The organism is Ohtaekwangia sp., assembly GCF_036568665.1.
Lineage (GTDB): Bacteria > Bacteroidota > Bacteroidia > Cytophagales > Cyclobacteriaceae > Ohtaekwangia.
This window is the reverse complement of the sequence record NZ_DATCSD010000077.1, coordinates 1-7,631: the sequence shown is the minus strand read 5'-3', so window position 1 is coordinate 7,631 and position 7,631 is coordinate 1. Positions and strand designations below refer to the sequence as shown.

General features: G+C 45.9%; 9 protein-coding genes and 1 pseudogene. All 10 read right to left on the bottom strand.

Features of this window, described 5'->3' with window-relative positions; translation table 11 throughout:
• On the bottom strand, positions 1-531 hold a 531-nt coding region (locus VIN08_RS04055; protein ID WP_331960613.1), incomplete at its 3' end, for a hypothetical protein.
• A 283-nt stretch (positions 532-814) separates the two neighbouring features.
• Positions 815-1,114, bottom strand: coding sequence for a hypothetical protein (locus tag VIN08_RS04050; RefSeq protein ID WP_331960610.1), 300 nt, complete (start codon positions 1,112-1,114; stop codon positions 815-817).
• A 70-nt stretch (positions 1,115-1,184) separates the two neighbouring features.
• Positions 1,185-1,991: a DUF3560 domain-containing protein gene (locus VIN08_RS04045; protein WP_331960607.1), complete on the bottom strand. Its 807-nt coding sequence runs from the start codon at positions 1,989-1,991 to the stop codon at positions 1,185-1,187.
• A 302-nt stretch (positions 1,992-2,293) separates the two neighbouring features.
• Complete coding sequence (locus tag VIN08_RS04040; protein ID WP_331960604.1) at positions 2,294-2,767, bottom strand: DUF6943 family protein; 474 nt, start codon at positions 2,765-2,767, stop codon at positions 2,294-2,296.
• A 193-nt stretch (positions 2,768-2,960) separates the two neighbouring features.
• On the bottom strand, positions 2,961-3,761 hold the full coding sequence (locus tag VIN08_RS04035) for a hypothetical protein (protein WP_331960602.1): 801 nt from the start codon (positions 3,759-3,761) through the stop codon (positions 2,961-2,963).
• A gap of 50 nt (positions 3,762-3,811) precedes the next feature.
• The gene (gene traN, locus VIN08_RS04030) at positions 3,812-4,615 is read right to left on the bottom strand and encodes a conjugative transposon protein TraN (protein ID WP_331960599.1); all 804 of its coding nucleotides are present in this window, start codon (positions 4,613-4,615) and stop codon (positions 3,812-3,814) included.
• 227 nt (positions 4,616-4,842) lie between these two features.
• Entirely contained in the window at positions 4,843-6,153 is a 1,311-nt protein-coding gene (traM, locus tag VIN08_RS04025; RefSeq protein ID WP_331960597.1) for a conjugative transposon protein TraM, read from the bottom strand.
• Positions 6,154-6,193: 40 nt separating this feature from the next.
• Entirely contained in the window at positions 6,194-6,400 is a 207-nt protein-coding gene (locus tag VIN08_RS04020; protein ID WP_331960594.1) for a hypothetical protein, read from the bottom strand.
• Between the two features lie 183 nt (positions 6,401-6,583).
• On the bottom strand, positions 6,584-7,201 hold the full coding sequence (gene traK, locus VIN08_RS04015) for a conjugative transposon protein TraK (RefSeq protein WP_331960592.1): 618 nt from the start codon (positions 7,199-7,201) through the stop codon (positions 6,584-6,586).
• A gap of 12 nt (positions 7,202-7,213) precedes the next feature.
• Positions 7,214-7,631, bottom strand: a pseudogene (locus VIN08_RS04010) (hypothetical protein); the annotation flags it as partial.

The window sequence follows — 7,631 nt, the reverse complement described above, 5'->3', positions numbered from 1 at the left end:
CGGGTCTGGGCGACAAGTCGCAATTACGATTTTAGCGGCAAGGTCCTTTTTGAGTTCAGTCAATGCCGCCTCGATGCATTGCTGACGAGAATCATAAGGCTTGTTGAACACTGTAATCGGGGAACCGTAGCCTGAGCCTGTTCCGTATACTGCGGAAATTCCATACGCCCATTTTGTATTGTTCCCCTCAGCCAAACAGATCGAATTGCAGATTCCACAAGGGCTGTCTTCCTTTAACCGGAATTCGATCTCTTCCCTGTTTTTCCAAATAGCGTTTGCGAGCCAACCATGTTTATCCAATGTGATGGCCTCGAAACCAAACTTCAATCCTTTTTGATAAGCCACTGCGTTCATAAGCTGATGCCGGACGGTCGGACCGAAGGCATTAAACCAAAGTATTGCTTCAATATTCCCAGTTCGCAATGCCTGAAGGTATTGCTCCCCTATGCCGTTGCAGCCGTAACTATCCTGAAGGGCAATAGCAGCTTTTTTCATGATTTTCCGGAGTCTGTTTTTTGAAAGCGTTTCCATAAAGTATTGGTTTAGTTAAACATTATTTTTAATGCTCAACTCCCCGGACTTTTTCGTGACAGCACCCGATCAACATCAATAAAACAGCCGTGCGAAAAGCCAAAAGGCACACGGAATAAATTTGAACAAAACGACCAGCCGCCAGGCTCATTGAATTTTATGCCGGAACATTTTGGCGATGGTCACGAAACAAGGCCGAACTTTGCTATTGAAAATGATGAGAGAGCGTACTCGAATTTTTTAAAGGGAGCGAATAAAAAAAGGGGCTAAGCCCCTCTCAGGTTTACAACAGGCCGAGGTACCGTTTTTGATCATCGGTCAGGTCGTCAATCAGGATCACTTCTTCGTTGCATTCCTCTCTGTCAATATCAAAGAGTGATTCAACCGTATGAACCTCCAATGGTTTCGGTATTACCTTTATTTCCACTTCCGTTGTGAGGTATGTATCCCTTTTGTTATCCAGCGGATCGTCAGATACCATTTGCTTCGCGGTCTCCTTTGCATTCCCCTCGGAGTCTGCTTTGATCGTCAGCAATTCCTTATAGTAATTGATCTCGGTAACTTCTATATCGTAGTTCTTCATATTGTTTTCATTTGAATAGTTACTGCATTGATTAAGTTGAAAATAAGGAAGGGACTTGCGCCCCTTTACTTCATGATTGTTCCTCATTCCTGATACTCTTTACAATATCCAGCGCTGCGTATTGCGCCGCTCGCGATACCTGTCGTTGCCATGCACCTTCACGTGGCGACCATCGGAAGCCACTACGTTTTAATTGCTCGCGAACTTCTTCCACGGGCTTGTCGGGAAAGAAAAGCTGAAGGCGATTGGCTTCCATGTTTTGAAAGATTCTTATGCCGTTGACAGTGATTTCATTCGAGGCAACCTTTGACTGCTTCTCCAATTGCTCGATACGTTTTCGTGTTCTTGTCATATTTTGACTATTGTTGGAAAGCTCGAATCTTTCGTATCCACCTTTTCCGTTCCACATTGGCACAAGCAGCTTCCGTGCAGCCTGTTCGTTTAATCCAATTTCAACCAGCTTGGCAATCTTGATCGTCTCATCATATTTCCCGTTTTGGATGATCTTGTTGGCCGCTTTCATTATGCCTTGCTTCTTCTCCATCGCAGATAATTTTTCCCGAAGCTTTTCAATGGCTTGTGGATCATCTGAGCTGATGGAATCGTTTTGTATGGTTGATTCAGCGCGGTGCGCATAATGATCCGACTTTGCCTGTGATTCAATCGACTTTCGCTGGAGATTGTCAATTTTCTCACGGTAACTGCGATCTCGTTTTTTGGAGTGATGTCCAATCAGGATCGGCTGTCCCATGGGAATGGCGCTTGCCATCACGGATGCCTGTGCGGACTGTTGTTCCGCCTTTTGTGCATTCTTTTTTGCCAGCACCAGATAACGTTCGATCCGGTTAGCCTTGCGCTGTTCATAATCTGATTTCATAAAACTTTCTTTAAGTGAAACATTATTTTTTAATGCTCACTTCAACCGGGCTTTTCGGAGACCGTACACCGCTGACAGAATGAACCAACGTGTACGAAAAGACAAAAGGAAACGGAATAAATTGGTCTGAAACATTAAAGGCCAAAGGCTCCATGAATTTATGCCGTAGTCTTTTGACGGTCGTCACCGGACAAGCCCGAACTTAGCTGCAAAAAATGATGAGAGAGAGTTCTTTTACTTTGCTATTATCAACGCGACTCGTAAAGGATAAAGCGATGTTAAGGATATATATAGGCGCTTGCTTATTTCAGAAACCCATAAGCCAGTTCGCTTTTAATCCTGGCCACGAGTTTGAGTTGAAGATGCAGGTGGGTTTCCAGCTTGTGGAAAGCCTGAAGCTGATGAACAAGCTTCTGAAATTCCTGCTGCCTGGCTACCGCTTTTGATGCCGCTAACCTTATTTCTTTTTCAACCTCTTTAATGTGAAGGGCAGGAATCGCCGAACCTACGAGCAAGGGTATATATTTACTTGATTTCCACAGGCAGTAACAAAGCCAAAACAATTTTTCTTTGTCGGCCTGAGAATCTAGGATTACGACAAAGCAGTTCGGGCATGGTTTCTCTAGCGGTTTTCCCGCGTTGTATCCTTTTGACAGCAGGAAGAAGCAGTTACTTCCATACATGGTTGATATCCGGTGAGTTTTGATCTTTAGTGTTTGCATGGCTTTCTCATTTTTACCATGCACTTCACAGGAATGTAGTGTAAAATTCAGCATAAATAAAAGGGTCAGCGTTCCCGCGCGTCAAGGGTGTCGGTACCCATCAATGATGAATACCCCGACACTTGTCTCGCCCTTGACGCCGGAGTAAGCTGACCCTACCTTTGCGTCGATTTTACAGCCCGTGCATGGTAACAAAGAGAATGGCATGCCACTAAAAATTCACCGGTATATATAGCATGGATGATCGCTACGCTGACATTTTGCGACCCTTTGTTTTTGATTCCCTGGCATCAACATCATCAACTTTTTCTTTCTTCTCCTTCTCATCGTCCTGAACAGTGTCCTTTCCTTTTGATTTCGATTCACCGGTGTGCTCCTTCACCCCCTGAAATTGCTTTTGCATTTTCTCGTTATAGACGTTGACGTTGCGTTCCCTGGGATTGGCCTCGACATACATTTTCACTTCGTTGCCGTCCTTCTTAAAGGTGACCGGCTGAAGATTTCCCTTCTCCATGGATTTTACCAGCTCGGCTGTACTGATCTGATCGCCGAGTTCTTTAATGGGATGTTTGTGAAGACTCTTCTCGACATTGTAGCCCCAGGCCGAATGAAACTGCTGAATCTTCTGATTACCGTTCTCATCCTTGGGGCCAGTCAACTGAAGCCACGCCTTGTAGGGTTCACCCTCGCGGTTGGTTAGGTCTTTGTGTACAGCGCGGCCGTCCAGCAGGTTGTATGCTTCCTTTGCTGTAACGCCCTTCCCTTTGTTGACATAGAAGGTTTGGGATTTCTCCTTGTCGGGTTCGGCGTTCGCCAATATGGCGCGGTAATTATTCAGGAAATACATATCGTTCTGTTTGGACTTTGAGAAGTCCAGTGAGTATTCAACAATTTCCTTCTTATCACCTTTGGTGAATTCCGCTGTGATCGGAAGTTTGAATCGCTCTTCGCCGGCTTTCATCTTTTTTTCAAGTTCTTCGTTGAGCTTGTCACCAAAGCCAAGAAAAAACAAACGCTCTTTCAGGTAATCCGCATTATCCTTGTTCATGATTGAAACATTTAAGGTTTACGAGTTTATTTAGTGTGTGGCTATTACTACTAAGCCGAGGGAATGAGCTTAGCCTTCACAATCGTGCGGTTCTTGATGGTTAGCCGCAGATGCCTGCCACCATTCTTCTCCATGAGTTCGACGATGAGCACCTTTGCATCCGGGATGGTAAATTTGGGCAACGCGAAAACTATATCCTCTGTAGCCTTGCCGGCAATCACGCTGGTATTTCCCTTATGAAAAATGGGCTGTTGGGAAACCTCCTGCGAGGCGGTGCGCTTCACGCGTTGTCTGTCTCGGATATAAAACCGCAGTAGCTCCGTATGGTATGGTATATTTGATCGGTTGGCGATCTTGAGATGACAGAACAGCGTATTGTCCTGTATATATATACCCTGTAACGACAGCTTCACCTGACTGCGGGATATAGCCTTCACAGCGCTCGGCTTCTCATGCTGCAAAATCAAGCTGGCACTTCGGTCCAGTTGCACGTCCGTACTTGCCTGCTCAAAGATGACGTCTGTCTTTGCATCAGTGGGACTTGCCCGCGTGGTAAATGTGCCGGGTATATCCGCATATCGGACCGTGAACTGATGAAGGATACCGTCCGAAGTTATCACGGTGAGGTTCGTGTCCTTAAACCGAACCTTGCCGGCCTTCACCTGAAGAACATTCTCCACGCCTTTCACTTTCTGAGCGAGTATATCTCTGCTGCCACGATCCACCGCGGTAATAGCAGCCGGAAAGATTATGCTGGACGTCTTGTTGAACGTTATTTCCAGCAAGCTCTGCGCATTGCCTCTTGCTATACCCAGTACGAGGAAGGCAAAAAGGATTTTCAATCTGATACTCATAGTCTTTTTTGTGTTGTGTAATTACTTTAGTTGTCACTTCTCCTTTTCGGAATCTTGCGTTTTAGAGGAGCAGGTCTCCCAGGCCGGTGAACCAGATCAGAAATTTCACATAGAGTGTGGTGAAGATGCTTGCCGTTACGGCGATCATTGCTAGTGTTTTCATGGCTTTAAATTGTTTAGTTGAAAAATTTATTTACAAATTGAGTTTGACTATAAATCCAATAATATCAGGACCCGTTTTGATTTGCGTCCTTGAGCAGAATGTGGTAACCTGCCTTCACCGTGATCTTGATGAGCTTGGCTTTTTTACTGAACAGACCTTTAGCGGCTTCTATACCGGCTGTGGCAGCCTGCACGCCCAGGGAGTTATTCATAGAGTATAACTGCATATCCTGGATCGATTGGCTGGTGGCTTGCTTAGCCGCATCGCGTGTTATTGCACCCGGTATATATATACCTTCCAGGCCATCGAGATCAAATACTTTAAGGGATACCGGGAAAAGTGAATGATCATCCCGGATCGATTTAATACTTATGGTGAGGCGCTCACCGCTGATGGAGCAAATGCCGTATATGAACTGATCCTTCGGAATCAGTACACCGTTGATGTATACATCCGAAAGAAGTCGCAAGCGGACGGTAGACCCTGCAACCAGCGTTTGTGTGTCGTGAACCACCGCATCGATTGCATTGTCCGATTGATCGGGTAAGGCAGGTGAGTCATCCAGTCCATAGAAGCCGTTGCCGACCATCGATGACTCTATGCGACTGACCATGCGATCAGCAGTTGAGTCTGGACGTATCGGTTCGATCACGGAAATATAGTCTTCCTGATCTGCCGGCTGCACAGCGAATACCTGGGATCGATGTTGCATACTCTCCTCGCGGATTTTATCAGCAACACGTTCAGGGTGCTGAATATCCAGAATCTTTTCCAGCACGCCTTCTATCTGTTCCATCTCAGGATCTTTTGCTTCCGGAGAAGACATCATCTGCATCATGGCTTCCAACCTTCCGATATCGCTGTTGTCGGACGGTGCTTGCTCGGGGGTTATTGACGGGAGTTGTTTTTCTGAGTCATCCTGTTTAGCCCGGGGTTCTGATTGTGAAAGCTGGCGATTCAGTTCACTCAGTTTGTTGTTTATCAATTCCTCCTGCTCGTTGATCTGGGTATATTTGTCTTTTACGCCGAGAGAAGGGTTAAGCTTTGACTTGCCGGGAATGCTGTCCAGGGATTCACTACCCTTCAACATCGAGACCACATAGTAGGGATCATTTCGCTTTGCTTCTTCGTATCGCTGGGAATCTTGTTTGGCTTGCTCGTAGAGTGAAAATTTATCCCACACCTCATCCTCTTTGTCGAAATGGGCACCGGGGAGGCTGAGGTTTAAACCCGACTTTATTAGTTCTGCTTTTACCGGCGTACCTTGTCCTCCTCCGAGTGCCCAGAATATCATGGTGATGAATGGCAGCACGAGCACGGGCAATACCATGTAGAATCTGCGTTGTCTTAGAAATTTTTCAGAATGGGTTTTCATAGTATATATCTTTAATTGTTTGTTATTGACGCTTCCTGGTTCATGGCTGCAACCGCAGCAGCATTTTTACACTGTCGAGCAGTCCTTTACGGTCTTGTAGTGTTTCCGTGTAAGTCTTGTTGTCGTATAGCTTGAGGCTGTCCATGATCTGCTCAAAATCACGAAGCAGCTGAAAATCCTCTACTGATAGCATGGGCTCCGGTGGAATGATGGTCGTTGGTATATCTCCTTTGGGAATCACGATCACGCTACTTTTTTTGTGAAAGGGGCTTGTGATCATAAACAGGCAAATGCAGGTGACCAGGCATCCTGCGGTAAGCAACAGCCGGCGTTTACTCCTTGCCGTAAGACTGTTGACAGCCAGGCTAAGCCTACTGGCGACCGCACGTTTTAAGTACTCTATTCTTTCAATGGTTTTCATGGCAAATGATTATCGGTTTAATGTTTGGATATCTTTATTCTCAAGGGTATTCCATCGCTCGATCAGGAAGCCGTGAGGGTTGTTATCGGAGCGGGCTACGTTTCGTAAATAGCCTTCCGTGATCAGGCTTCTTATGACAATGGAGGTAGCGCGGATGATTCGCTGTTTCGAGTAATAGCGGAAGTAATAGGGATAGTCTGTTAAATCAATCCGTATACTGTCCGTATCGATCGTCTCGCTGATATTCCCGGAGATGATATTGGAGTAATACCGGTTCTCTTTGAGATTGTCATATTGCTGCTTGGCTGAAATGTCGGCCAGGTATAGGGCACGTGTGATTCCCGAGTGAATCATTTTGTCATCGGGGTCCAGGGTAAAGAAGTAATGGTGAAAGGTCTTTACATGATCCCGCGCTTCCACCGGTATATTATCCTTTCGTTCTGCCGAGTAAGCTTCGAGCGCCTTTGCATTGGAGAGTATATATATGCGGCCCTGCGTCTCAGAAACTAAAACAAAACTCTTGTAGACGGTATAGCAGCATATAAATATGCACGCACCGATCAGGGCGATTGAAAAGAGCCTGATGTGCTTAAACGCGGAGTCGATATTTTTGAGTTGGTCAAACATAGGCGTCAGCATTTACTTTCCGGAAAGTTTATCGTGCATGAAGCCGCCCTCATCACTGTGTCTTGCACCATTCCCTGAAGTCTTTTGTGATGATGAAGAAGTAAACACTCCCAACACGGATTTCGCCCCGGTCGTTGTTAAAGAAACCGCTGCGGTCGAAGCATTCGATAAAACACTGGACGTTTTATGCAGCAGCATGTTTGCACCACCAGCATGAACGATATAGTTTGCCACTGATGGCACGGTGAAGTATCCAATGATACCGATGATGAGAAAGATCAGGTAGCCAGTATCGGCTGCGCTGAAAAAAGTATCACCATAGCGGTCGATCTGGGCCAGGTCTATGCGAAGCATGTTCTCCTGGATCTTGGCGATAATGCTCCCGAAGATGTTAGCCACGGGGAGCCACAGGAAAATATTAATATACCGC